The organism is Collinsella aerofaciens (assembly GCF_040926405.1).
In the GTDB taxonomy this organism is placed as follows: Bacteria; Actinomycetota; Coriobacteriia; order Coriobacteriales; family Coriobacteriaceae; genus Collinsella.
The window spans coordinates 18,378-41,137 of record NZ_JBCOIG010000009.1; the positions used below are offsets into that span (position 1 = coordinate 18,378).

Below are 22,760 nucleotides of genomic sequence, written 5' to 3' on the forward strand. Positions count from 1 at the left end.
TGCTTGAGGCCCGCGGCGGCCACGGTTGCCACGGGACTGATTGGAGAGGCGGGTCATCTCTTGTGGGAGATGGCCCGCCTTTTACTCTGCGACCGAAACGACCACCACAAAGGGGACAGGCGCCTTCGTGGTGGTTTGGGGTGGGGCTCGCTGCTATCATGGACAACGTTGAATTTCTACGAAGGAGCAGGGCATATGGCGATTCTTTTGGGATGCGATTCCGTCAGCCTAGAGTTTCCCACCAAGCATATTTTCGATAGCGTGACGCTCGGCGTGGGCGAGGGCGACCGCATTGGTATTGTCGGTAAAAACGGCGACGGCAAGTCGACGCTGCTGAGCGTGCTCGCTGGCACGCTGGAGCCCGACGACGGACGCGTGACGCACCGCCGCGGCACGACGATCGGTCTGCTCGGCCAAAAGGACAACCTGGTCGATACTGATACCGTGCATCATGCCGTTGTGGGCGACGCCCCCGAGTACGAGTGGGCGTCGAGCCCCCGCACGCGCCAGATCCTCGCCGGCCTCATCAGCGATGTGCCCTGGGAGGGCACGGTGGGCGAGCTTTCGGGCGGTCAGCGCCGTCGCGTGGACCTCGCGCGCTTGCTGATCGGCGATTACGACGTGCTCATGCTCGACGAGCCCACCAACCACCTGGATATGCGCACCATCAACTGGCTCGCGCGTCACTTAAAGGCCCGCTGGCAGCGCGGCCAGGGTGCCATGCTCGTGGTCACGCACGACCGCTGGTTCTTGGACGAGGTCTGCACTAGCATGTGGGAGGTCCACGACGGCCAGGTCGATCCCTTCGAGGGCGGCTATTCGGCATACATCCTGCAGCGCGTGGAGCGCGACCGCATGGCCGCCGTTACCGAGGAGCGCCGTCGCAACATGGCGCGCAAGGAGCTCGCGTGGCTGAGCCGCGGTGCCCAGGCTCGTTCCACCAAGCCCAAGTTTCGCGTGGATGCCGCTCGTGAGCTGATCGCCGACGTGCCGCCCGTGCGTGACGAGCTGGAGCTCAAGCGCCTGGCCGTGAGCCGCCTGGGCAAGCAGGTTATCGATGTGGTCGACGTGGACGCCGGCTATGCCGATACCGACGGCGCGCCCAAGCAGGTGCTCACCGATGTGACCTGGCTCATCGGCGCGGGCGACCGCTATGGTCTTTTGGGCGAGAACGGCGCCGGCAAGTCGACACTGCTCGACGTGATTCAGGGCAAGATCGCGCCCCTGCGCGGCCGTGTAAAGATTGGCCAGACGGTGCGCTTTGGTGTGTTGTCGCAGCAGCTCGAGGAGCTCGAGCCCTACATGGGCGACACGATCCGCGAGGTGCTCAGCCACTATAAGAAGTACTACGTCATCGACGGCAAGGAGACTTCGCCCGAGAAGCTTTGCGAGCGCCTGGGCTTTACGACGCAGCAGCTCTGGAGCCGCATCGGCGATCTTTCGGGCGGCCAGCGCCGTCGCCTGTCGCTGTTGCTGACGATTCTGGACGAGCCCAACGTGCTCATCCTGGACGAGCCGGGCAACGACCTGGATACCGACATGCTCGCGATTGTCGAGGACCTGCTGGACGGCTGGCCCGGCACGCTGATCCTGGTGACGCACGACCGCTTTTTGATGGAGCGCGTGACCGACCAGCAGTGGGCGCTGCTCGACGGCCACCTGACGCATATGCCCGGTGGCGTGGACCAGTACCTGCGCCTGTGCAACGCTACCGCCGAGGGCGAGCCCGTGGGCGCGCCGAGCGCCAAGACCGGCACGTTCGACACCGGTGCCGCGGCAGCTGCGGCCGAAAAGCCCAAGTCGAGCGGTCAGCCCAACGGCCTGTCCAACGCCGAGCGCCAGAAGCTCCGCCGCGAGGTGAGTTCGCTCGAGCGCAAGATGGAGACGCAGCGCACCCGCGTTGAGGAGGCCGAGGCAGCAATGGCCCAAGTCGATCCCACCAACTACACGGCGCTCGGCGAGCAGCAGGCAAAGATCGACGAGGCTCACGCCGCCATGGACGAGCTGGAGATGGCGTGGCTCGAGGCGAGCGAAAAGCTCGAGGGCGAGGAGTAGACGAGGATGATCAAGGCCGCATTTTTCGATATCGACGGCACGCTGCTGAGCTTTAAGACGCACCGGATTCCGGCGTCGGCGCAGCAGGTGCTCGATAGCTTTCACGAGCAGGGGATTGCGTGCGTGATCGCCACGGGTCGCCCGACCTACCAGATACCGGACTGGCTGTTCGACCTGGGTTGGGATGCGTACATTACGCTCTCGGGTCAGCACTGCTTTGATGCCGAGGGGGTTTACCGCAGCTGTCCGATCGATCCGGACGACGTCGCGGTGATTGTGGACCAGGTGGCGCAGGGGCGCTACGACTCGCTGTGCATGCAGGGCGAGAACTCGTTTGTGAACCGCCTGTCCGAGCGCGTGGTGACGGCTGGCAGCAACGCGGGAATCGTCTACCACGAGGAGCCGTTTGAGCACGCCTTTGACGCACCGGTCTACCAGTTCTGCGCCTTTGTGGACCCGGCCGACGAACATATCGTGACCGACGCCGTGTCGCATTCGCTCACCACGCGCTGGTGCGACCTGTTCTGCGACATTATTCCCGCTAACGGCGGCAAGGACCTGGGCGTGGCGGCGACGCTCGAGCGGCTTGGTATCGACGCGAGCGAGGCGATTGCCTTTGGCGACGGCGAGAACGACCTGTCGATGTTCTCGGCCGTGGGCACAAGTGTGGCCATGGGCAACGCGCAGGACACGGTGAAAGCTGCAGCGACCTATGTGACGACTGCCGTGGACGACGACGGCATCTACAACGCTGCGAAGCACTTTGGACTCGTGTAGCTGCGGGCCGGCACCTGGCACCTGGGGACATTCCTTGCGGGGCGTCCCCATTTTGTTTTCGTCCCGCACGTTTTGTGAAACGCGGCTAACTTTTAGGCAAAGTAGTAAGACATGGGCAACTTTTGCGGTAAAGTTAGCCGTGGAAAGTATCCAAAGGCTAACTAGCAATCATTGCGAAAGGCGGCCCATGGCCCTACGTGAATCCGGAGAAGACTATCTCGAATCGATCTACGTTCTGTCGCAACGTCAGGGCATCGTGCGCTCGATTGATGTTGCAGAGTACCTTGGCGTAACTAAGGCAAGCGTTTCAAAAGCTATGGCGACGTTGGAGAACAACGGCTACGTCGAAATGGGCAAGCGAGATGTTCATCTGACGGAGCGTGGTCTGGAGGTCGCTCGTCAAATGTGGGAGCGTCACTGCTTTTTCGTGGGGCTGCTGGAGGATGCGGGTGTTTCGGCTGAGGTCGCGTCGCAAGAGGGCTGCCACATGGAGCACTGCCTAAGCGAGGAAAGCTTCGAGAAGCTGAGGGCGATGCTGGGACGGGACGGTGCTTCGGCGCCAATAATGACCGACTAGCACTCCCGCAGCGGCGCGGGACAGCGACCGAGATGAGTGGTCCCACCAACTAAGTCCAACTCAGACAAGGAACCCCACCAGCAAGCGATGCCCAAGAACCGCCAGCAACGTTACCGCAGGCCGGGGCCGGGCTTGGTTTTGAAAACATTCCGCAGACCAGAAGTGCCCCCGTTCGTAGCTCCGAAGGAGCAGAACGGGGGCACTTCATTGGTCGAGGACGTTTTCAAAACCAAGCCCGGCCCCGGCCGGACAGCCCACGAACGCTACAAGTTCTTGACACCCATCGCGCGCATGGCGTTCAGGATGGCGATGATCGCCACGCCTACGTCGCCGAACACGGCAAGCCACATGTTGGCGATGCCCAGCGCTGCCAGCACAAGGATCAGCAGCTTAACGCCCAGCGCAAAGATGATGTTCTGCCAGACGATCGTCATGGTCTTGCGTGCCACGCGGATCGCGCGGGAAATGTTGGACGGCTTGTCGTCCATGAGCACGACATCGGCGGCCTCGATCGCAGCGTCAGAACCCATAGCGCCCATGGCAATGCCCACATCGGCGCGCGTAAGCACGGGCGCATCGTTGATGCCGTCGCCCACAAAGGCGAGCTTGCCCTTGCCACTCTCGGTTGCAAGCAGCGCCTCGACGCGCTCGACCTTATCGCCCGGCAGCAGCTGCGCGTGGAACTCGTCGAGACTGAGTTGCTTGACCACAGACGCCGCAACCTCCTCGCGGTCGCCCGTGAGCATGACGGTGCGCTTGACACCGGCGGCGTGCAGGTCGCGAATCGTTTGCTCAGCATCGGCCTTGACGGTGTCTGCAATCACGATGTGGCCGGCGTACACGCCGTCAACGAGCACATGCAGAATCGTTCCGACGACCTCGCAATCGGGCGCTTCGACTCCGGCCGCGGCGAGCATCTTTGCGTTGCCAACGACGACGTGCTTGCCGTCGATGGTTGCCGTCACGCCATGGCCCGCGTCGTTGGTGGAGTCGCTTACGCGCTTGGGGTCGACCTCGCCCTGGTAGGCGACACGTACGGACTGCGCGATGGGGTGATCGGAGAACGACTCAGCAAGGGCTGCGACTTCAAGCAGCGATTGCTCGGTATAGCCTGCCTCGGGGTGTACCGCGACCACCGAGAACGTGCCGTTGGTGAGGGTGCCCGTCTTGTCAAAGACGACGGTGTCCACGTCGGCGAGCGTCTCGAGGTAGTTAGAACCCTTGATGAGAACGCCCAGCTTGGACGCGCCGCCGATGCCGCCAAAGAAACTGAGCGGCACGCTGATCACCAACGCGCACGGGCAGCTGACGACCAAGAAGGTCAGGCCGCGCAGAATCCAGTCGGACCAGGCACCGGTGACCAGGCCACCGCCGAGCGCGAGCACCGCGGCAGCGCCGGTGACGGCGGGCGTGTAGATGCGGGCAAAGCGCGTGATGAAGTTCTCGGTGCGTGCCTTCTTTTCGCTGGCATTCTCCACGAGCTCCAGGACGCGTGCGACGGTGGACTCGCCAAAGGGCTTGGTGGTGCGCACGTGGATGAGCCCCGTCATGTTGATGCAGCCGCTGATGATATCGTCTCCGGTTTTGGCCGGGCGGGGGACCGACTCACCGGTAAGGGCGGCGGTGTCGAGCTGGGTTTCGCCCTCGACGATGACGCCGTCGATGGGCACGCGCTCGCCGGGCTTGACCACGATCACGGTGCCGACCGCGATGTCATCGGGGAAGACCTGTTCGAGTGAGCCGTCGGGTTGCTCGACGTTGGCGTAGTCGGGTGCTATGTCCATCATGGCGCTGATCGATTTACGGCTCTTGCCCACGGCGTATGCCTGGAACAGCTCGCCGACCTGGTAGAACAGCATGACGGCGGCGCCTTCGGCCATGTGCGGGTCGGTATCGGGGAAGAGCACCATGGCAAACGCGCCGATGGTCGCGACGGCCATAAGGAAACTCTCGTCGAAGGCCTTGCCGCGGCGGATGTTATTGAATGCCTTTTGCAGCACGTCGTAGCCGGCAATCAAAAACGGTATGAGGAACAGCATAAAGCTGGCGTAGATGTCGCCCGGGGTACCGAATGCGGCGGTGAGGGTGCCGAACTCATCGAGGGCGTACACCACGGCAAAAATGCCCAGCGCTACCACGATGCGGTTGCGCTTATGCTCAAGGGACTCTTTCTTCTTACGCTTCTTCTTTTTCTTTTTGGGATCGGCGGTGGTCATGACTCGTATCCTCCCATTTGAATGAATGAACACTCGCTCATATAATTTCGCGAGCAAAGGCCGCGGCAAGCGCGGCCTTGCAGGTTGGCGTAAACCCGGGCTAGAGAATGATCTCGCAGTCCGGCTCGGCGTCGGCCGTAAACTCTACAACGCGGTTGAGTACCTCGTCGAACTCGGCGTCATCGGCTTCGAGCGTCAATTTTTGGGTCATGAAGTTGACGGACACGGATTTGACGCCCTCGAGCTTGGCCAGCTCGTCCTGAAGCTCGCGCGCACAGTTGGCGCAGTCGATTTCGTCGAGCTTGAACTGCTTTTTCATGGGGGTTCCTTTCTCTGTATTTGCGGCTTGGGTGCAGGCCGCGCTGGTACCGTGGTTGGTCGCTATTCGCAGATGTGGCTCATGCCTTGGTTGAGCATGGTGTAGACGTGGTCGTCGGCGAGCGAGTAGAGGATATTGCGCCCGTCGCGCCGGAATTTAACCAGGTGCGACTGCTTGAGTGTGCGCAGCTGGTGCGACACCGCGGACTGCGAGGTTTCGGTCGCTTCGGCGATGTCTGCCACGCAGAGCTCGCGGCCCATGAGGGCATAGAGGATCTTGATGCGCGTGGTGTCGCTGAAGACCTTGAACAGGTCGGCGAGGTCGTAGAGAAGCTCCTCGTCGGGAAGGTCCTCGGGCGAGCAGGTGGTCGGGATCGCGGGTTCGGTGGCCTCGATGTCGAGTTTCGTTTCATCAACGCGGATGCTCATTGCAATATCCTTTCATATGAACATGCGCTCATATAATTTACTTTCGATTATATGAGTGCATGTTCATATGTCAATGACGTTCAGGTAATTCGTTGTACAAAATGATGGGGAATAGTGGACGAGATCCCGGACTGAGCGGTTTTGATAGCCGATGCCGGGGTGGGTGCCCCTGAGCCGTGCAAAAATTGGAGTATTCTGCAACGATAGGGGGTCTGTTAATTTATTGCAGGCCATATAATGCAGTTCAAGAGTTATCTTAGGGTGTTAATCCGATGAGTTCTTCCTCAAATGTTGCCTAACGCTCTCACGCAAGAGTGATTTCGCTTCACATTTGGATCCACTCGAGGGTGATAGACACCCGGCTCTGCTGAATACTCGCAATTTTGCACGTCGCTAGGGTACCCACCTTGTTAGCCGGCCTAGTCTCCGGCCCCGAAGACCCTGCCCTCGGGCGCGAGGCTGCTTGTTTGGGCAAATGATGGGCTGTCGGATTCGACAGTCTGCATGTCATCGATTGCCGGAACTTCATTAATTGTCGGGTCATCCAGCGTGATGCCTTCGAGCGTTGCTTTTTCGAGGTCGATTCGTTGACGCTCTTCGGAATCCTGGCGAAGCTGCTTCTGAATTCGCTTTTTCTCTTCTATAAACCTTCTGAGCACAAACTGTCTCAGGTCCTCTTGCATGATTTGAAAGTCTTTTGGCAGACGCGAGGGGCGTACGCCCTCTTTCCGCTGGATTGCTTCCATGACCCTAACGAAAGAGCTGGCATGCATAAAGGAATAACGACTGACGGTGATGATTCCGTACCCCATGGACGCAAGTGCATTCTTGCGCTCCTCATCGATGGCGCGGTCTTCTTCCGCGTCATGATAAAAACCGTTGTATTCAATGTCTGTGCGAGATTTCTTTAGATACGCATCCATAAAGAACTTTTTGCGTCTCGTGAGATTCTTTGCGGCAGCGGTGACCTGTACCTCGTAATCGGTCTCAATTCCCTTAATACCAAGCCCTCCTTCGCTTTTGGGCAGCGTTAGCATCATGACAAAGGCTGTTTCCATAGGAGACCGGCATCCGTCGCGCACACATTGGATCGCCTTTCGGGCAAGAGCCAGACCGTCGCATCTGGTAATGGAATTAAAGAACTGTTTCAATCTCTCGGTCGAGGTGAGCGCGAAACGCTCGGTATAGGAGGTGGGAGAGTCGGTTCCAAGGGAATAAGCGCCGCATAGTTCAAAGTAGTACTCCACCAGTTCGCGAAAAGGAAGATAGGTGGCGGCCTGAAGTGCGCAAAGCTCAACGCCAACAATGAAGATGCCATCTTCAAGCTCTATAAAGCGTGAGTTCGAGAATCGTTTTGAAGAAACGTGGCATTGACAGTTCATTGCATGGCGCGCATTCCTGCGATCAAACACCATCACCTCGAGGGAATCATTCGCGTCGAGGGAAACATCATGTTTGGTGAGCCATTCTGCGGCTGCGTCAAGGAGCGTTCCGGTGGGACATGATCCGTAAATCGCGGCAGGGTTACAGGACTCGATGCCTTTCGCAGACACCGAATGCGCGGCCTGGTAGACCGCTTTTGCAGTGGTATGTGACAATACGATACTCATGATATATATCGTGTCAGCTAATGCCGTGTTGACGGCGCTGAGTGGAAAAGCCGTTTTAGAGGTCTAACCAAATGCTGTCCAAAAGCTTGACGCAATTATGAGTTGGTATGCCCTAAATAAAAGTTTTCGCAGCTTAGCTATAGCATATAAATACTCAATTGCTGCACATTTGATATCGATGTATCACCATCCGACAACGAATTGCGTGTTGGGAATTGGTCGAAATCGTTCAAAATGAGGGTTCAGAATTTGTGATGGCAGATCTATCTGTGGAACGTAGGGCGGCCCCGCTGCGGGGTTTCCCGCTGCGAGGCCGCTCGTGATCTACGTCGGAGTTTGTCGTAGACGTTTCTACTTGGCAAACAGGTTCTTGAGGTTGAACTCGGCTTGGACGGTGCGGAGCATGAGGTCGGTGTCGTCGAGGCCCAGGTGCTGCTCGTTGGCGTCGGCGGCGAGGGTGCCGCGGCGGCGGGCCCAGTTCTCGAGCGCGGCGGGCGCGGACTCGCGGGGGAGCGAGCGCACGTCGGCATCCAGGCTGCGGCAGATCTGGCGCGAGTCGATGACGATAATCTTGCCGGCGCGGCGTGCCTCGGCGTAACCGTCCAGATGAATTTTGAACCAGCTGTCCTCGAACGCGGCGTTATGCGCCATGTACGGGTATTTCTTCATAAGCTTGAGCAGCTGCTTCTGCAATTCCTTGTTCTCGCGGAACGGCTTTTTGCCGTCAATGTCGTCCCAGGTGATGTGGTGGATATTCGACAACGGCACATCCTCGCCGCGGTAGATGTCGGGCAGGCCACAGTAGTGTGCCTCGGCGTCATGCGGCACGGCGTCGCTGGTGAGATCCATGATCTCCCAGCCCACGTTGATGATATAGCCGCGCTCGGGTGCACGGCCGGTGGTCTCGATGTCGATACCGAGCACGGTGCCCTGGATGGGCTTGCGGGCGTAGGCCACGCCGAGCGCGTCGCGGTCGCCGCGGATCTCGCGCATGACCGACGCGGCGGTGCGCTTTTGCATCTTACCGATGGCGGCGCAGGTGTCGGCATCGGACAGGCCGCGCGAAAGCGTCGCGGGCGTCACGTTGCGCAGGCGTGCCTCGCCAATCTGGTCGCACAGGTCGCGGTTGCGGTCGGCCAGGTCGCGCACGGTGGCAAAGTCGAAGCTGGGGTCGCCCTCGGCGGTAAAGTACTCGGTTTCGAGCACCTTGAGGGCCTCCTCGCCCTTCTGGCGCTCGGACTCCATGGCGCCGTGATCGCCATAGATAAACATGGGAATAAACGGCTGGCGCTCGTATTCGAGTGCTTGTGAAACGTTCATATAACTGCTCCTTGGACGGGCCGCACCGCGCGGCTCGGGTTCATTGAGATGTGGCGAGATGATAGTTTACCATGGGCAACTATTGGCATCGCGCCTAGGACAACTACAATACCCTAGTTGACCGCTAGGACTTTTACAATGCTGCCGAAAGACACGAAAGGTTCCATCCGTCATGGATTTGCTGATTGATATTCTGCTTGACGCCGGCAAGGACACGCTCTCGCTGGTGCCATTCTTGTTGGTGACGTATCTGGCTCTCGAGACCTTGGAGCACGTCGCGGGTGACCGCGTTAACGGGGCCATCAAGCGCGCCGGCGCCGCGGGTCCCGTGGTTGGCTCGTTGCTGGGCATGGTGCCGCAGTGCGGCTTTTCGGCAATGGCGGCCACACTGTACGCCGGTCGCGTCGTGACCTTGGGCACGTTGGTGGCGGTGTTCCTTTCGACCTCCGATGAGATGCTGCCGCTGTTGCTCGCCGAGCAGGTGCCCGTGCAGACCATGGCGATGCTTTTGGCTTCGAAAGCACTGATCGCGCTGGTCACGGGCTTTATCGTGGACGCCGCCATTCGCGGCCTGCGTCGTAACGCTCGCGCGCATGCGGCGATTCGCCGTACCGTGCTGGGAACCGCGGCCAACCCGGCCCACGTGAACTGCGCGCACGACGACCACACTGGCGGTGACATCATCGACGAGGTGGCCGAGGCGGGCGTGAGCGCCGATCACATCCATGAGCTGTGCGAGCGCGACCATTGCGGTTGCGATGAAGACGAGGACGAGCACGAACACGGACATGGCCACGATCACGGTCATGAGGACGAGCATGAACACCATGATGGCCACGGTCACTCCCGCTCTCACGAGGGCGCGCCCCTCCTGTCGATTATTCGCAGCGCCATCTCGCACACCGTGCAGGTATCGGTATTCATTTTTCTGGTGACGCTGATTCTGGTCGCCGTGCTCGAGACCTTCGGCGAGTCCGCGATCGAGCAGTTCCTGCGTGGCAACGAGACGCTCGCCGTCCTGGGTTCGGCGCTTGTCGGCCTGATTCCCAACTGCTCGGCCAGCGTCGTCATCACACAACTGTACCTGGAAGGCGCGCTGCAGCTGGCCCCGATGCTCGCCGGCACGCTCATCTCTGCTGGTGTGGGCTACCTGGTGCTGTTCCGCACCAACCGCAGCGCCCGCGAAAACGTCCTGTTCCTGATCATGATGTACGTCATCGGTGCCGGCTGGGGCCTCATCCTATCCGCCGTTGGCCTTTAAGTAGATTATTGGGACATGTCTTACGATCTACCCCTGTGACCAGGGCATTCCCCGCTGCCAAAACAAAAAGGTAGATTTTTAGGCATGTCCCGAAAATCTACCTTGGTTAGCGCAGCAGCTCGGTGAGGTTGCGCTTAAAGCGGGCCCGGTCTTCGCTGGTAAATGCCGCCGGACCGCGAGTGCGACCGCCGGCGCGGCGCACCTTCTTTTCCTCGTGGCGAATAAACAGTTGCATGTCGATGGTCGCCTTATCGTAGACGCGCCCGCGCACGCCGATGGCGGCGGCATCGCGCCCGAGCACCATGCTCGCCAAGCCAATGTCCTGCGTCACGACTACGTCGCCCGCCTGCAGGCGTTCGACAATGGCAAAGTCGGCGCTGTCGGCGCCCACGCTCACATCGAGCGTCGTGACCCAAAATCCGCGTCGCGCATGCTCGACGTCGCGCGGATCGTTGCGGCGAATGTGGCGTTCCAGGTTCTGCGTGCTGTTGCCGGCGATAACGACGGCAACGCCCGCCCGCCGCGCGCAGTCAATCGACTCGCGCGTGACCGGGCAGGCGTCTGCATCAATAAAGAGCGTTCGCGGCATCTAGTGCACCAGTTTGCCAAATTGAATAGCGCGAACAATCAGCGTTACGCCAAACACCAGCAGTGCGGCGCCGCTAAAGATGACGAGCATCTTGGCCGACCACAGCGGATAGATAAACACGAACATGCCGGCGATGATGGAGAGTGCGCCGCTCAGGATGGCGAGGGCACGGTTGGACGAAAGCTCGGACTCCAGAATGGACATGACACCTTCGACGATCCAGCCAAAGCCGGCCACGATAACCACCATCGTGGTGAGCGTCGCGGTCGAGAAGGCCTGGTTGCGCAGGATTATGACGCCGCCCAAGATAATGAGTAGGTTGGAGATGATGCTCGTCACGCGCCAGCCGGTGGGCAGCAGTGGCTCGAAAACAGCGGTAAACAGCCTGATCGCGGCCGTGATCACAAAGTAGAAGCCCAAGACGGTCGTTAGGAAGACGAGGGACTTGGCAGGCGCAAACAGCAGTGCGATGCCGGCGACGAGCGCCAAGACGCCCGTGATGGCGTAAATCCAGCGCACGGCCTTGACGGCCTTGCCTGCCATGCTTTTCTCGTCAAATCCAAACTGGCTCGATTTTTGGTCATCATTCTTAAAGATGCCCATAATGTCTCCTTTCCGTGCGGTGCACGTCGCGTTCATTGCTCTCCGTGCGGCGTACGCCAAAAGTGCTGCAACAAGTATCGCCCAAGGGCGCCGATGCATGGGGCGGGAAGGACGAATTGCCGCCCCACATTCCCGAATTGTTACTTTTGTTCCCGCTCCAGTGAGGATTAATCAACAATTGTAGAACATTACGCCGCTGTATGTAATTGCCTAGGTTTTAGGTTAGATTCTCCTAAGGACAATTGGCTTGTATTGGGGGTCCCTATGAACGAAGCAGTTCCCGAGGCACCGTCGAGTGTCGAATCGATGGCAAAGCAAGGTTGCGAAAAGCTCGGCCTGGATGCGTTCGATGCGTTGGTTCGCCGCGCTCGCACGTGCCGCCGCTTTGACGAGTCCATGCGCGTGCCGCGCGAGTTTTTGCTCGAGCTGGCGGAACTGGCGCACCTGGCTCCCTGTGGCGCCAATGCTCAGCGTCTGCGTTTTCATGTGGTAAGCGGTGCAGAGGACTGCGCGCGTGTATTTGACGAGCTTGCATGGGCCGGTGCGCTCAAGGATTGGCCGGGCCCCGATGAGGGTGAGCGCCCGACCGGCTACATCGCGATTCTGGCCGAGCGCGCCGTTCCGGGCAAGCCCGCCGCTCCCATTACCGAGGTCGACACGGGCATTGCCGCGCAGACGATGATGCTCGCCGCCCGCAGCGCCTCGCCCGAGGTGGCAGCCTGCATGTTCAAGGCCTTTACGCCCCGCGCGATCGATGCCATGGGGCTCGATAACGACAAATATGAGCTCAAGCTGATCATGGCGTTTGGCGTTCCGGCCGAGACACAGGTGATCGATGCGATCGATTCCAACCCCGACGGCTCCATCAATTATTGGCGCGACGAGGCGCAGGTGCACCACGTACCCAAGCGTTCGCTCGCCGACGTGCTGGTGTAGTTGAGTGTCACCGCGGTGTGATCCGGCGGTAAACCACCACAAAGGTGCCTGTCCCCTTTGTGGTGGTACGAGGGGAGGGTGTGTGGCAGATCTGTATTTGGTTCGGCATGGGCAGACTGAGCTCAATGTGCAGAGCATTTTGCAGGGCTGGCACGATTCGTCGCTTACGGCGCGCGGGCGCGAGCAGGCGCTGACGGCGCGTACGGCGTTTGCGGCGCGTGGCGTGGCCTTTGATCATGTGTATTCCTCGCCGTTGGGCCGGGCGCGGCATACGGCCGAGCTTATCGTTGGCGAGGGCCGTTCCATAGAGCTGGTCGATGACCTGCGTGAGTGGCATTTTGGCTCGCTGGAGGGCACATCAAATCGCGAGATGCCGCCGCAGCCCTGGGGTGATTATCCGGTTGCCTTTGGTGGCGAGTCGGAAAGTGAGCTTCAGTCGCGCATGGTCGCGGCGCTGTCCCGCATCATGGCCAGGCCGCAGCACGACTGCGTGCTGGCGGTTTCCCACGGCTCAGCCTGCCAGGAGTTTCTTGAGTATGTGACTGGCGAGGGGGAGCTACCCGACAACGGCGCCGTGCTTCATTTTGGCTATTGCGACGGGGCGTTTTCGCTCCTTGATTGGTAACGAACGAAAGGACCCCTATGAATAAAGATCTGTATCTGGTCCGTCATGGACAGACGATATTCAACCTCAAGCGTATCATTCAGGGGTGGAGTGACTCGCCGCTTACGCAGTTGGGCTGCGACCAGGCGGCGCGCGCCGGCATGTTTTTACGTGCGCGCGGCATTGAGCCCGATCATGCCTACACCTCCACGCTTCATCGCACCGAGCAGACTATCGCCAACTTGTGGCCGGGCTTGGCGTACGAGCGCCTGGACGGCCTGCGTGAGTGGTTCTTTGGTGACTATGAGGCCGAGCGCGTGATGCTCATGCCCGAGCGCCCGTGGCGCGACTTCTATCGCCAGTTTGGCGGCGAGGGCCAGATGCAGGTGCGCGAGCGCATGGTGGCGACGCTGACCGAGCTTATGCAGCGTCCGGACCATACGTGCGTGCTCGCGGTAAGCCATGGCTCGGCCATCAAGGAGTTCATGGACCACGTGAGGGGTGCGGCGGCCGACGAGCGCGAACGCGTGCCGGGCAACTGCTCGGTGCTGCATTTCGTGTTTGACGACGAGGCCGGTACGTTTGAGCTGATTGAGATTTTTACGCAGGAGGATTACGCGCGCGAGCTGGGGCTTGAACCGCTTGTGGCTACTGCAGGTCCGCAGCGCGGATAACGCGAACGTGGCGGCACGAGTCGCCGGCATAACCACTCGACGCAAAAGGGGCGGAGATGCATGTACCTGCTGCATCTCCGCCCCCTGTTTGTTGAACTGCCGATTTTTGTGTTGGGCGGTCTGGTCTTGCTAGAACCGCGCGACCTGGTGCGTGAGCAGACCTGTCGGAACCTGCGGCGCGGCGCCGCTGACCTGCGCGGCGGGGAAGAGCACAGCTACGGCAAAGTTGAACGGCTCTTTGCCCGTGTAGGTGCCGGCGGCACGGGCATCGTCGGTCAGGAGCTGTGATGCCCCGACCAGCGCGGCAGCGTAGGTAGGGTCGTCGACCAGTGCTGGCTCCGGTGCTTGGTCGAGCATAGCGCGGATGGCCCCGACGGCGTCCTCGCGCTTGACCTCCCACGCGCGGTGCGTAATGCCCGCGGGGTCGGTGACGGCGTAGAGCGACGCGCCCTCTTTGGCGGCGCCCAGGATGATATCCATGACGGGCGAGGCCTCGTAGGCGAGCGACACGGGACGAGGCTGAACTTTGAGTTCGGCGATCGCGTGCGCAGCGGCGGCCACGTCAGCGCTGGCAACGCCCTTGCCGCCCGCAAGTACACTCGTCGGGCAGATCGCCACGACACCTGTTACGCGCCCCGGCTCGCCCGAGCATTCGTACACGTAATACGCCGCGCCCGGGTCCTTGAGCATCAGGCCATCGGCAATGGCTCCGCGCAGAGCATCGTTGCCGCTCAGGATGCTGCCCATTGCAGGCAGCGCCTCGAGCACGCGGTCCTGAGCCGGGCGGATGCAGGGAAACGGAAGTGCTTTCATGGGCGGTCCTAACGCACGAGTCGGTTTGTTCGCGGCTTATTATGCCCCAACTTGGCCGCTCGCGTCCCAGAGCACGTTATCGGCGAGCGCGATCAGCACCTGCTGACAACGAACGATATCGGCATGGGGCACATATTCGTTGGGCTTGTGCGCGAGCGCGAGCGACCCGGAACCGTAGCTCATGCAATTGCGGTTACCTGTCTTGCCGGCAATGACAGCGGTGTCGGTGTAGCCGGTAAAGAAGCCGACGGTCGTGTCCGCCCCCGTCACGTCATCGGCGGCACGCTTGAGCGCGGCTAGAAGAGGAGAGCTTGGATCGCGCTCGATAGCGGGGCGGTCGCCTGTCACGGTGTAGCTTCCATGGCAGCCGGGGACCGCGGCTTCGGCAACGGCGATGGCTTGCTCTACCATGCGCGTCGCGGCGGCCGTATCGGTCGGCGGGGTCAGGCGCATGTCGACCCAGACTTTGGCGCGGTCGGGCACGACATAGGGGCGATATCCGCCCTCGATTTGGCCAAACGTGATGGTCGAAGGCCCCAGCTCATCGTGCGCGGGCAGCGCCACAAACGCGCGACGGAGCGAACACACGACCTCGGCCATGGCGGCGACGGCATCCGCGCCCTTCCACGGCTGGCTCGCATGCGCCGTTACGCCAGCCATTTCAATCTCGAACCACGTGCGCCCCTTGTGCGCCGCCTGGATCTGTCCGTCGGTGGGTTCGGTGTCCAGCACCCATTCGCGCGAGCCGACCCAGCCGGCATCGATCGCGGCCTCTGAGCCGCGCATAAAGTCCTCCTCGTCGACCGAGCAAATGAGTGAGAAGCCACGGCGGGGCAGCTCGCCTTCTGCCGCCACGCGCTCGAGCGTATGGACCAGTGCGGCAATGGCGCAGGCCAGGCCACCCTTCATATCGCAGGCACCGCGGCCATAGAGTTTATCGTTGCGCACGATCGCTCCGAGCGGCGGAATGTCCGCGTCCCAGCCATCGCCCAGCGTAACGGTATCCATATGGCAGATATAGACGAGCCGTGGCTCGTCGCTCAGTCCCGGCACGGTGACCATAAGGTTGCGGCGCCCGGGCAGCACCTCGAGTTCCTCAACCTGCACGGCATGGAGCACCGGATGGCTCAGCTGTGCCACCCGTTCCTCAACCAACGCTTTGATATAGCGCTCAATCTCGTCCTCATACGCACCCGGGTCTGAGCTGTCGATCCGCACGAGTCCTTGCGTAAGCCGCCAAGCAAAATCTGTATCAACCATAGGCACCTCACAGATAGTTAGGTCAATATACAGATTGTATGTCAAGAAGCGGCTCGGTGTATTTAATGGAGTGCTCACAAAAACGGGGGCGCCTCTCGTGCGAAAGGCGTCCCCGCGGGCATTCAATGTCAGTGACGGGCAGGCCACATGGGGAACTGCCCGTCAGATCAGCCGGCGCTATTTGATTACGCGCACGCGATACATCGACGGAATCTGCTTGAGCGCCTCGATGGTGCTGCTGTCCAGGTGCTCGTCGGTGTCGAACATGGTGTAGGCGTTCTCGCCAGCGGACTCGTTGGTCATACGCTGCACGTTGGCGTTGTCCTTGGCGAGAATGGCCGTGATCTGGCCGATCATGTTGGGCACGTTGGCGTGCAGGCAGGCGATGCGGCTTGCGGCGCGCGCCTTGCCCATGCTGCAGGCGGGGTAGTTGACGCTATGTGCGATGTTGCCGTTCTCCAGGTAATCCTTGAGCTCGCTGATGGCCATATCGGCGCAGTTGGCCTCGGCCTCGCCAGTGCCGGCGCCCGAGTGCGTGGTGATAAACGTGTTCGGCATCTTGACGGTCTTGGGCGTGGCAAAGTCGCAGCTAAACCAGCTCAGCTTGCCCTCGCGCAGGGCAGCGTCGACGGCGTCCTCGTCAATGATGGTCTCGCGTGCGTAGTTGATCAGCACGGCGTCCGGGGCCAGCAGGTTGATCTGCTCGGTGCTGATCATGCCGATGGTGTCGGCCTTGCTGGGCACGTGTACGGTGAGGTAGTCGCAGCCGCGGCAGAGATCCTCGAGCGTGCCCACACGCTGCACCTCGCGGCTCAGCACCCACGCATGCTCGACGGAAATGAACGGGTCGTAGCCGTAAACGTCCATGCCCAGGTCGACGCAGGCGTTGGCGACCTTGGAGCCCACGTTGCCCAGGCCGATGACACCGATGCGCTTGCCCTTGAGCTCGCGGCCCACAAAGGCCTTCTTGGCCTTCTCGGCATCGACCTGAATCTCGGGATCGTCGGCGTTGTCGCGCACCCAGTTCATCGATTGCACCACGCCGCGGCTCGAGAGCACCAGCATGCCTAGGACGAGCTCCTTAACGGCGTTGCTGTTGGCGCCGGGGGAGTTAAAGACGACGACGCCCTTCTTGGCGTACTCCTCGACGGGGATGTTGTTGACGCCGGCGCCGCAGCGGGCGATGGCGCGGATGCCCTCGGGCAGCTCGTAGCCGTGCAGGTCAGTCGAGCGCATCAGGATGGCGTCGGCCTCCTCGGCGGTGCTCACAAATTCGTAGCCCTCGCCAAACTCGACTTTGCCGTCCTTGGTGATGTCGTCGATGGTCTTAATCTTGCGCATGAAAAACTCCTTAGCAGGTTTGGTTTAAACAGGTGGTTTGAAGTGGCTGGTCGGCCCGCGCGTTGCGGGCTAGTTAGATCGCGGGCTCAAACTACGCTGCGTTTCGAAGTCCTTCATGTACGAGGCCAGTGCCTGCACGTCTTCCATGGTTACGGCGTTGTAGACGCTGGCGCGCATGCCGCCCACCAGGCGATGGCCCTTGACGTTTTGAATCTGGTGCTCGGCCGCGCCTGCGACAAAGGCCGCGTCGAGTTCGGCGTCGCCGGTGCGGAAGGTGACATTGGCGATGGAGCGGCTGTCGGCCTGCGTGGTGCCATGGAACAGCTCGCTGTGCTCGAGCAGGTCGTAGAGCAGGTTGGCCTTGGCCCAGTTGCGCTCGGCCATGGCGGCAAGTCCGCCGGTCTCCTCGACCCAATGGAACACCTTGCCGCACACGTAGATGCCAAAGGTGTTGGGCGTGTTGAGCATGGAGCCCTTGGCGGCCTGGGCCTTAAGGTCCATGTACTGCGGTGTCTGCGCAAAGGCGGGGCCGTCGGCGATGAGGTCGTCGCGCACGATAACCACGGTCACGCCCGCGGCGCCGGCGTTTTTCTGAGCGCCGGCGTAGATGAGCCCGTAGCGCTCGACGTCGAGCGGCTGCGACAGAAAGCAGCTCGAGACATCTGCGACCAGCGGTACGTCGCCGCAAGCGGGCAGCTCGTGGTACATGGTGCCAAAGATGGTGTTGTTCTGGCAGATGTAAACGTAGTCGAGCCCGTCGCCCGCGGCCTCGGCGGCAATGCGCGCGTTGACGTCGGCCATGGTGGGTATGCGGTCGAAATTGGTGTCCTTGGAGCTCGCGAGCAGCACGGCCTCGCCGTACTTGGCGGCTTCTTTGTATGCCTTGTTGGCAAAGTTGCCGGTCACGATGTAGCCGGCGCGCCCGCGGCGCATGAGGTTCATGGGGATGCCCGCAAACTGCAGCGTGGCGCCGCCCTGCAAAAACAGGACACGGTAGTTGTCGGGGATGCTCAGCAGACGACGCAGGGTTGCCTCGGCGTCGTCGATAATCTGCTGGTACATGCTAGATCGATGGCTCATCTCGAGCACGGACATGCCACAACCGCGGTAGTCCATCATCTCGTCGGCGATCTCGGCGAGCACGCTGGTAGGCAGCGCGGCCGGGCCAGCTGAGAAGTTGTGCACACGTGCCATCTTCTAGTTCCCCCTCGTAGTCGTTTGAACGTTCGGGATACTTTAGCACAGTGGAGCGCCAGGCGCGACCGCATCACGGTAAAACTCGACTACGCCGCTATGATTTACAGGATGGTTACATGGGGGGTGACCTTACCTGATGGCTCGCATCCGATCTGCCTCGGCCTTCGCTTGTTTCCAGGGGCGCACACGACCGTTGGTGAGGTCGTCATAACCATGAGCGATGGTACGTTGAATGTGATCTTCGCGTTCCTGAATGGTAGTTAGCGCGCGTCTGATCAGAAATAGGCTTTACGACAGGCATATGAAACTCCTTACATAGAATCATATGTAGAACTCTATGTTGAGTGTAGCGGAGGGTGGCGTTGTGCGTATGCGTGCCTGCATTCGTAAGCGCGGTTGTCTGGCAAGTGTGATTTGGGGCGACCTCGTTAAAGTTTCTAAGCTGCGAAAATGACCGTTAACCGGATTAAATTTTGTTGCTCAACATTTGACACTCTGGGCGTGGTAACTTTTTTACCAACAGGTATGATTATTGTCATGTGCGCCGCGCCTGCCTGCCGGGTTGCGGCGCACTTGTGACAGCCTTTGACACCCTTGGAGCGTGTACTGTGGATGTAACCACAAAAAGCGTTCGGGGGGGGGTGCTCACCCGCGAGCAATTCCTCCCGCATGAGATGCGCATCGTCGCTGCCCTTCGTATGCAGGGCGCAAGCGACGAGCAGGTCATTGTACGCGTAAAGAGCGAGAACCTCTTTCAATATCCCACGGAGCGCATGGTCGCCAACCGCGCAACCGTGTGCCTTCGCCGCCTTGACGCCATGGTGCCCACGGACGCCGTATGCGCCGCGCGCGGCATCGACCCCAAAACCGCCGTCGAGGCTGCGTCATCCCTAACCAGGCTCATGGCATCCGGCACTCCCACGCAGGCGGACCAGGCCATCTTCTACAGCATGATCTGCCGCTACGATATCGTGCGCGAGCTCGTGCTCGTCGAGGTAGGGGAGCGCCTACAAAACTTCGATTATGCCTTTACGGCGGTTGACCTCAACGCCTTTATGACACGCTTTACCACGGAGTATCCGGACGCGGCCCGCTGGACTGAGGCCACGGTCAAGCGCATTAAGGGCTCGCTCCGCCAGACGCTCCGCCATGCCGGCCTTATCGGCGAGGGCCAGGGCCCGGAGTCCGAGCGCCTGTCACCACTCTTCCTCGATTCCGATGTCGAGCGAGCCTTGGTTCAGCTGGGCGAGCAGTCGCTTATCGCGGCCCTTACCGGCAGGGCGGTGATGTAGCGTGGCTCCCGTCAAAAGCGCCGTCGACCCTGTTATCACCCCGGCGACTGATCTCACCACCAATATCGGTATCCATTCCCGCAAGAGCGTCGTGGCGGCGCATGCCCGCTCCGAGCGCGCCTGTCAGGAATTTGAGCGCCGTGCGCAGCTTCTGCGCGAGTGCCTGTGCAGCGAGGACTTTTTGGCCAACAAGGGCATAGGCAATGAGATCGGCTTCCACACTTTTTGCTATGACCCCGCGCTGGAGTTTGAGGCGCGTGCATTATTTGACACCCTTTCACGCGATGCCGAGGCCGACAAGCTTCCGTGCACGCTCAAGGTCGTGAACCTTTACGACGCCGTGCTGGCAATTCTCGAAAAGCGCCGTGTCCTCAAGGCTATCCCGCACCAAGAGGAGCGCCGCGGTACCCAGCGCGTGCTCGAGGACGTGGCCAAGTTCGCCTCGCCCGAGAAAGTCGCCGTGTACATCCTTGAGCAGACCGAGCCGCACGCGCCTGGAGACGTCGTTCTCCTCACCGGCGCGGGCGAGGTTTTCCCGTTCTTTCGCATACACACGCTTCTCCACTGCATGCTTGCGGATTTTGATGAGGTGCCTGTGGTCGCCGCCTATCCGGGCAGTTTCAACGGCTCTTCTTTCCAGCTCTTTAACCGTCTGCCGGCCGACAACTACTACCGCGCCATCGATATCTCGTAAGCACGGCTCCCCGCAGACAAGGCACTGCCGCCGGCAACAACCCTTTGCCATACGTTCCCAAACCCAAAGGAGCACCCATGGACAACACTATCATTCGCGACCTCTTTGCAAAAGACATCAACCGCTCCATCAACGGCGTGGTCAAGGTCCAGGATTCAAAAGATGGGTCCATCCGCCAGGAGCTTGACGAGTACGTGGTGACGCGCGAGCTGCAAGGGCACCTTGCCACGTTCTTCAAGGCATACGGCGATGCCATCGATGTGCCCACCGACAAGATCGGCGTGTGGATCAGTGGCTTCTTCGGTTCCGGTAAATCGCACTTCCTCAAGATGCTGAGCTACCTGCTCGAGAATCGCCAGATCGGTGGCATGAGCGCCATTCGCTACTTTGACGGCAAAATCGTCGACCCCATGGTCGCGGCTGCCATGGAGCGCGCGTGCTCGGTGCCCACGCAGGCCATCCTCTTTAACATCGATAGCAAGGCGGGCCAGTGGAAGCAGGGTGATACGGCTCCCACGGCGCTGCTTCGCGGCTTTGAGCGCATGTTCTACGAGGCGCGCGGCTTCTACGGCGAGGACCTCAAGCTTGCAAAGCTCGAGGACTACATCGATTCCCTGGGCAAGACCCGGGAGTTCCGCGAGGCCTTTGAGCGCGTCAACGGCGAGTCTTGGCTCCAGACCCGCGATACCTACAGCTACTTTGAGGACGACGTCGTCGAGGTGCTGCAGAGCGTGCTCGGCATGAGCGAAAAGGCCGCATGGAACTGGCTCGAGGGTTCTGAGGACGAGGTTTTGGCCCCTGATGTCTTTGCCAAAAAGGTCAAGGACTACGTAGACGCTCAGGCAGCGGCCCACGGCGGCAACTTCCGTTTGCTCTTTATGGTCGACGAGGTGGGTCAGTTTATTACAAACGACAAGGACCCAAGCCTTATGCTGAGCCTTCAGACCGTCGTCGAGGAGCTGGGTGCCGCCTGCGGTGGCCGCGTGTGGGTGATGGTTACGAGCCAGGAGGCCATCGACAACCTGAGCCTGCCCGTGGGCAACGACTTTTCAAAGATCCAGGGCCGCTTCAATACCCGCCTTTCGCTCTCCAGCTCCAGCGTGGACGAGGTCATCCAGCGCCGTGTGCTCGAGAAGACCGCGCCGACGGCCGATATGCTTGCACAGGTCTACGAGCAAGACGCCGCCGTGCTTAAAAACAACTTTACCTTTGAGGGTGGCTCGCGCTCCGACCTTGCCGGCTACGCCAACTCCAAGGATTTTGTGGCCAGCTACCCGTTTGTGGGCTACCAGTTTAAGCTCCTGCCCGACGTGATGACCGAGGTGCGCAAGCACGGTGTCAAGGCCAAGCACATGTCAACGGGCGAGCGCTCCATGCTGAGCGCGTTCCAGGAGAGCGCTCAGGCCATCCAGTATGACCAGACCGGTGCACTCGTGCCGTTCTGGTGCTTCTTCGACACTATTTCCAAAGACCTTGAGCACGGCATCAACCAGGTGGTCGACCGCGCGGTCCGTGCGGCCGAGGACGCAAAGGGCCTTGAATCCTACGACGTTCAGGTGCTCAAGCTCCTGTACCTGATTCGTTACATCGGCTACGTTAAGGCCACGGTCGAGAACATCTCCATCTTCATGATCGACGGCCTCGACGTGGACATGCGCGCCCTCAAGGACCGCGTCAAGGAGTCCCTTGCCCGCCTGGAGCGCGAGAACTACGTGGCACGCCAGGGCGATGCCTATAGCTTCCTCACCGACGAGGAGCAGGAGATAGCGCAGGAGATCGCACGCACTCCGGTCGATAACGCGCAGGTGATCGAGTCTATCAAAAAGCGCCTGTTCGACAGCATCTACACCGCGCGTAAACTCAACCGCGGGGCCAACGACTTTCCTTTTGACCGCTATGTGGACGGCTCAATCCACGGTGCCAGCATGGGCGGCATGGAGCTTTGCGTGGCGACTATGGCGAGCGATCTGGGCCGTGCGGACGATACCGAGCTGGCCTTGGCTTCTTCGGGCAAAGCCATCGTGGCTTTGAGCGACGAGGCGGATTATTGGGAGACGCTCGTCAACGCCGCCAAGATCCGCAAGTACGCCAAGACGCGAAATCTCCAGGAGCTTCAGCCGAGTACGCGCCAGATCGTCGAGTCCAAGATGCGCGAGGCAGCCTATAACGAGAAAGAGGCCGATGTCCTTTTGAG

Annotated in this window: 21 protein-coding genes; 10 read left to right on the forward strand and 11 right to left on the reverse strand. The window is 60.7% G+C overall.

All coding sequences use genetic code 11. The features are described from left to right. Positions 1-195 precede the first annotated feature (195 nt). The 3 genes from AB5758_RS04795 to AB5758_RS04805 all read left to right on the forward strand — a co-directional run bounded on the left by AB5758_RS04795 (position 196) and on the right by AB5758_RS04805 (position 3,409). Positions 196-2,055: an ABC-F family ATP-binding cassette domain-containing protein gene (locus tag AB5758_RS04795; protein WP_320678088.1), complete on the forward strand. Its 1,860-nt coding sequence runs from the start codon at positions 196-198 to the stop codon at positions 2,053-2,055. A 6-nt stretch (positions 2,056-2,061) separates the two neighbouring features. Next, entirely contained in the window at positions 2,062-2,832 is a 771-nt protein-coding gene (locus AB5758_RS04800) for a Cof-type HAD-IIB family hydrolase (protein ID WP_035137289.1), read from the forward strand. A 187-nt stretch (positions 2,833-3,019) separates the two neighbouring features. Further along, a complete protein-coding gene (locus tag AB5758_RS04805; protein ID WP_035137287.1) occupies positions 3,020-3,409 on the forward strand; it encodes a metal-dependent transcriptional regulator in 390 nt (129 codons plus the stop codon). 263 nt (positions 3,410-3,672) lie between these two features. On the opposite strand, the gene AB5758_RS04810 is transcribed toward AB5758_RS04805, so the two are convergent. From AB5758_RS04810 to AB5758_RS04830, 5 genes are all read right to left on the reverse strand, one after another. Continuing rightward, positions 3,673-5,625, reverse strand: a complete 1,953-nt coding sequence (locus AB5758_RS04810; RefSeq protein WP_320678087.1) for a heavy metal translocating P-type ATPase — start codon at positions 5,623-5,625, stop codon at positions 3,673-3,675. A gap of 100 nt (positions 5,626-5,725) precedes the next feature. Beyond that, positions 5,726-5,944: a cation transporter gene (locus tag AB5758_RS04815; protein WP_035137286.1), complete on the reverse strand. Its 219-nt coding sequence runs from the start codon at positions 5,942-5,944 to the stop codon at positions 5,726-5,728. A gap of 62 nt (positions 5,945-6,006) precedes the next feature. Beyond that, positions 6,007-6,372 carry an ArsR/SmtB family transcription factor gene (locus AB5758_RS04820; protein WP_035137284.1) on the reverse strand — a complete coding sequence of 122 codons (366 nt, stop codon included), beginning with the start codon at positions 6,370-6,372 and terminating at the stop codon, positions 6,007-6,009. A gap of 419 nt (positions 6,373-6,791) precedes the next feature. Next, positions 6,792-7,982 (reverse strand): putative endonuclease domain-containing protein, encoded by a 1,191-nt coding sequence (locus AB5758_RS04825; protein ID WP_320678086.1) that lies wholly within the window; start codon positions 7,980-7,982, stop codon positions 6,792-6,794. A gap of 351 nt (positions 7,983-8,333) precedes the next feature. Next, positions 8,334-9,302 carry a 3'-5' exonuclease gene (locus tag AB5758_RS04830; RefSeq protein WP_117639708.1) on the reverse strand — a complete coding sequence of 323 codons (969 nt, stop codon included), beginning with the start codon at positions 9,300-9,302 and terminating at the stop codon, positions 8,334-8,336. 172 nt (positions 9,303-9,474) lie between these two features. Between AB5758_RS04830 and AB5758_RS04835 the strand changes: the two genes are divergently transcribed. Further along, the gene (locus AB5758_RS04835; protein WP_161115852.1) at positions 9,475-10,563 is read left to right on the forward strand and encodes a putative manganese transporter; all 1,089 of its coding nucleotides are present in this window, start codon (positions 9,475-9,477) and stop codon (positions 10,561-10,563) included. 106 nt (positions 10,564-10,669) lie between these two features. Here AB5758_RS04835 and AB5758_RS04840 read toward each other — a convergent pair whose 3' ends face one another. Both AB5758_RS04840 and AB5758_RS04845 read right to left on the reverse strand, forming a co-directional pair. Continuing rightward, positions 10,670-11,152 (reverse strand): YaiI/YqxD family protein, encoded by a 483-nt coding sequence (locus AB5758_RS04840; protein WP_195239477.1) that lies wholly within the window; start codon positions 11,150-11,152, stop codon positions 10,670-10,672. Further along, positions 11,153-11,755: an HdeD family acid-resistance protein gene (locus AB5758_RS04845; protein WP_035137275.1), complete on the reverse strand. Its 603-nt coding sequence runs from the start codon at positions 11,753-11,755 to the stop codon at positions 11,153-11,155. A gap of 264 nt (positions 11,756-12,019) precedes the next feature. On the opposite strand from AB5758_RS04845, the gene AB5758_RS04850 reads away from it, so the two are divergent. The 3 genes from AB5758_RS04850 (at position 12,020) to AB5758_RS04860 (ending at position 13,969) form a co-directional block, all read left to right on the forward strand. Next, on the forward strand, positions 12,020-12,691 hold the full coding sequence (locus tag AB5758_RS04850; protein ID WP_320678085.1) for a nitroreductase family protein: 672 nt from the start codon (positions 12,020-12,022) through the stop codon (positions 12,689-12,691). Between the two features lie 82 nt (positions 12,692-12,773). Continuing rightward, positions 12,774-13,316 (forward strand): histidine phosphatase family protein, encoded by a 543-nt coding sequence (locus AB5758_RS04855; protein ID WP_152067871.1) that lies wholly within the window; start codon positions 12,774-12,776, stop codon positions 13,314-13,316. 17 nt (positions 13,317-13,333) lie between these two features. Further along, a complete protein-coding gene (locus AB5758_RS04860) occupies positions 13,334-13,969 on the forward strand; it encodes a histidine phosphatase family protein (protein WP_320678084.1) in 636 nt (211 codons plus the stop codon). Between the two features lie 129 nt (positions 13,970-14,098). On the opposite strand, the gene AB5758_RS04865 is transcribed toward AB5758_RS04860, so the two are convergent. From AB5758_RS04865 to serC, 4 genes are all read right to left on the reverse strand, one after another. Further along, positions 14,099-14,782 carry a DUF1015 family protein gene (locus AB5758_RS04865; RefSeq protein ID WP_368141217.1) on the reverse strand — a complete coding sequence of 228 codons (684 nt, stop codon included), beginning with the start codon at positions 14,780-14,782 and terminating at the stop codon, positions 14,099-14,101. A gap of 39 nt (positions 14,783-14,821) precedes the next feature. Next, positions 14,822-16,042: a M20 family metallopeptidase gene (locus tag AB5758_RS04870; protein ID WP_320678082.1), complete on the reverse strand. Its 1,221-nt coding sequence runs from the start codon at positions 16,040-16,042 to the stop codon at positions 14,822-14,824. 177 nt (positions 16,043-16,219) lie between these two features. Next, positions 16,220-17,383, reverse strand: a complete 1,164-nt coding sequence (locus AB5758_RS04875) for a phosphoglycerate dehydrogenase (protein WP_006235446.1) — start codon at positions 17,381-17,383, stop codon at positions 16,220-16,222. 69 nt (positions 17,384-17,452) lie between these two features. Continuing rightward, positions 17,453-18,577 carry a 3-phosphoserine/phosphohydroxythreonine transaminase gene (gene serC / locus AB5758_RS04880; protein ID WP_320678081.1) on the reverse strand — a complete coding sequence of 375 codons (1,125 nt, stop codon included), beginning with the start codon at positions 18,575-18,577 and terminating at the stop codon, positions 17,453-17,455. Between the two features lie 644 nt (positions 18,578-19,221). Here serC and AB5758_RS04885 point away from each other — a divergent pair. The 3 genes from AB5758_RS04885 to brxC all read left to right on the forward strand — a co-directional run. Beyond that, entirely contained in the window at positions 19,222-19,872 is a 651-nt protein-coding gene (locus AB5758_RS04885; RefSeq protein ID WP_320678080.1) for a DUF1819 family protein, read from the forward strand. A 1-nt stretch (position 19,873) separates the two neighbouring features. Further along, on the forward strand, positions 19,874-20,566 hold the full coding sequence (locus AB5758_RS04890; protein ID WP_320678079.1) for a DUF1788 domain-containing protein: 693 nt from the start codon (positions 19,874-19,876) through the stop codon (positions 20,564-20,566). Between the two features lie 77 nt (positions 20,567-20,643). Next, positions 20,644-22,760: BREX system P-loop protein BrxC (gene brxC / locus AB5758_RS04895; RefSeq protein WP_368155413.1), on the forward strand; the 2,117-nt coding region annotated here is incomplete at its 3' end.

What these genes read in the sequence shown, in the direction of transcription:
- AB5758_RS04795 (WP_320678088.1), top strand. Translation starts at nt 196, where the DNA reads ATGGCGATTCTTTTGGGATGCGATTCCGTCAGCCTAGAGTTTCCCACC.
- AB5758_RS04800 (WP_035137289.1), top strand. Translation starts at nt 2,062, where the DNA reads ATGATCAAGGCCGCATTTTTCGATATCGACGGCACGCTGCTGAGCTTT.
- AB5758_RS04805 (WP_035137287.1), top strand. Translation starts at nt 3,020, where the DNA reads ATGGCCCTACGTGAATCCGGAGAAGACTATCTCGAATCGATCTACGTT.
- AB5758_RS04810 (WP_320678087.1), bottom strand. Translation starts at nt 5,625, where the DNA reads ATGACCACCGCCGATCCCAAAAAGAAAAAGAAGAAGCGTAAGAAGAAA.
- AB5758_RS04815 (WP_035137286.1), bottom strand. Translation starts at nt 5,944, where the DNA reads ATGAAAAAGCAGTTCAAGCTCGACGAAATCGACTGCGCCAACTGTGCG.
- AB5758_RS04820 (WP_035137284.1), bottom strand. Translation starts at nt 6,372, where the DNA reads ATGAGCATCCGCGTTGATGAAACGAAACTCGACATCGAGGCCACCGAA.
- AB5758_RS04825 (WP_320678086.1), bottom strand. Translation starts at nt 7,982, where the DNA reads ATGAGTATCGTATTGTCACATACCACTGCAAAAGCGGTCTACCAGGCC.
- AB5758_RS04830 (WP_117639708.1), bottom strand. Translation starts at nt 9,302, where the DNA reads ATGAACGTTTCACAAGCACTCGAATACGAGCGCCAGCCGTTTATTCCC.
- AB5758_RS04835 (WP_161115852.1), top strand. Translation starts at nt 9,475, where the DNA reads ATGGATTTGCTGATTGATATTCTGCTTGACGCCGGCAAGGACACGCTC.
- AB5758_RS04840 (WP_195239477.1), bottom strand. Translation starts at nt 11,152, where the DNA reads ATGCCGCGAACGCTCTTTATTGATGCAGACGCCTGCCCGGTCACGCGC.
- AB5758_RS04845 (WP_035137275.1), bottom strand. Translation starts at nt 11,755, where the DNA reads ATGGGCATCTTTAAGAATGATGACCAAAAATCGAGCCAGTTTGGATTT.
- AB5758_RS04850 (WP_320678085.1), top strand. Translation starts at nt 12,020, where the DNA reads ATGAACGAAGCAGTTCCCGAGGCACCGTCGAGTGTCGAATCGATGGCA.
- AB5758_RS04860 (WP_320678084.1), top strand. Translation starts at nt 13,334, where the DNA reads ATGAATAAAGATCTGTATCTGGTCCGTCATGGACAGACGATATTCAAC.
- AB5758_RS04865 (WP_368141217.1), bottom strand. Translation starts at nt 14,782, where the DNA reads ATGAAAGCACTTCCGTTTCCCTGCATCCGCCCGGCTCAGGACCGCGTG.
- AB5758_RS04870 (WP_320678082.1), bottom strand. Translation starts at nt 16,042, where the DNA reads ATGGTTGATACAGATTTTGCTTGGCGGCTTACGCAAGGACTCGTGCGG.
- AB5758_RS04875 (WP_006235446.1), bottom strand. Translation starts at nt 17,383, where the DNA reads ATGCGCAAGATTAAGACCATCGACGACATCACCAAGGACGGCAAAGTC.
- serC (WP_320678081.1), bottom strand. Translation starts at nt 18,577, where the DNA reads ATGGCACGTGTGCACAACTTCTCAGCTGGCCCGGCCGCGCTGCCTACC.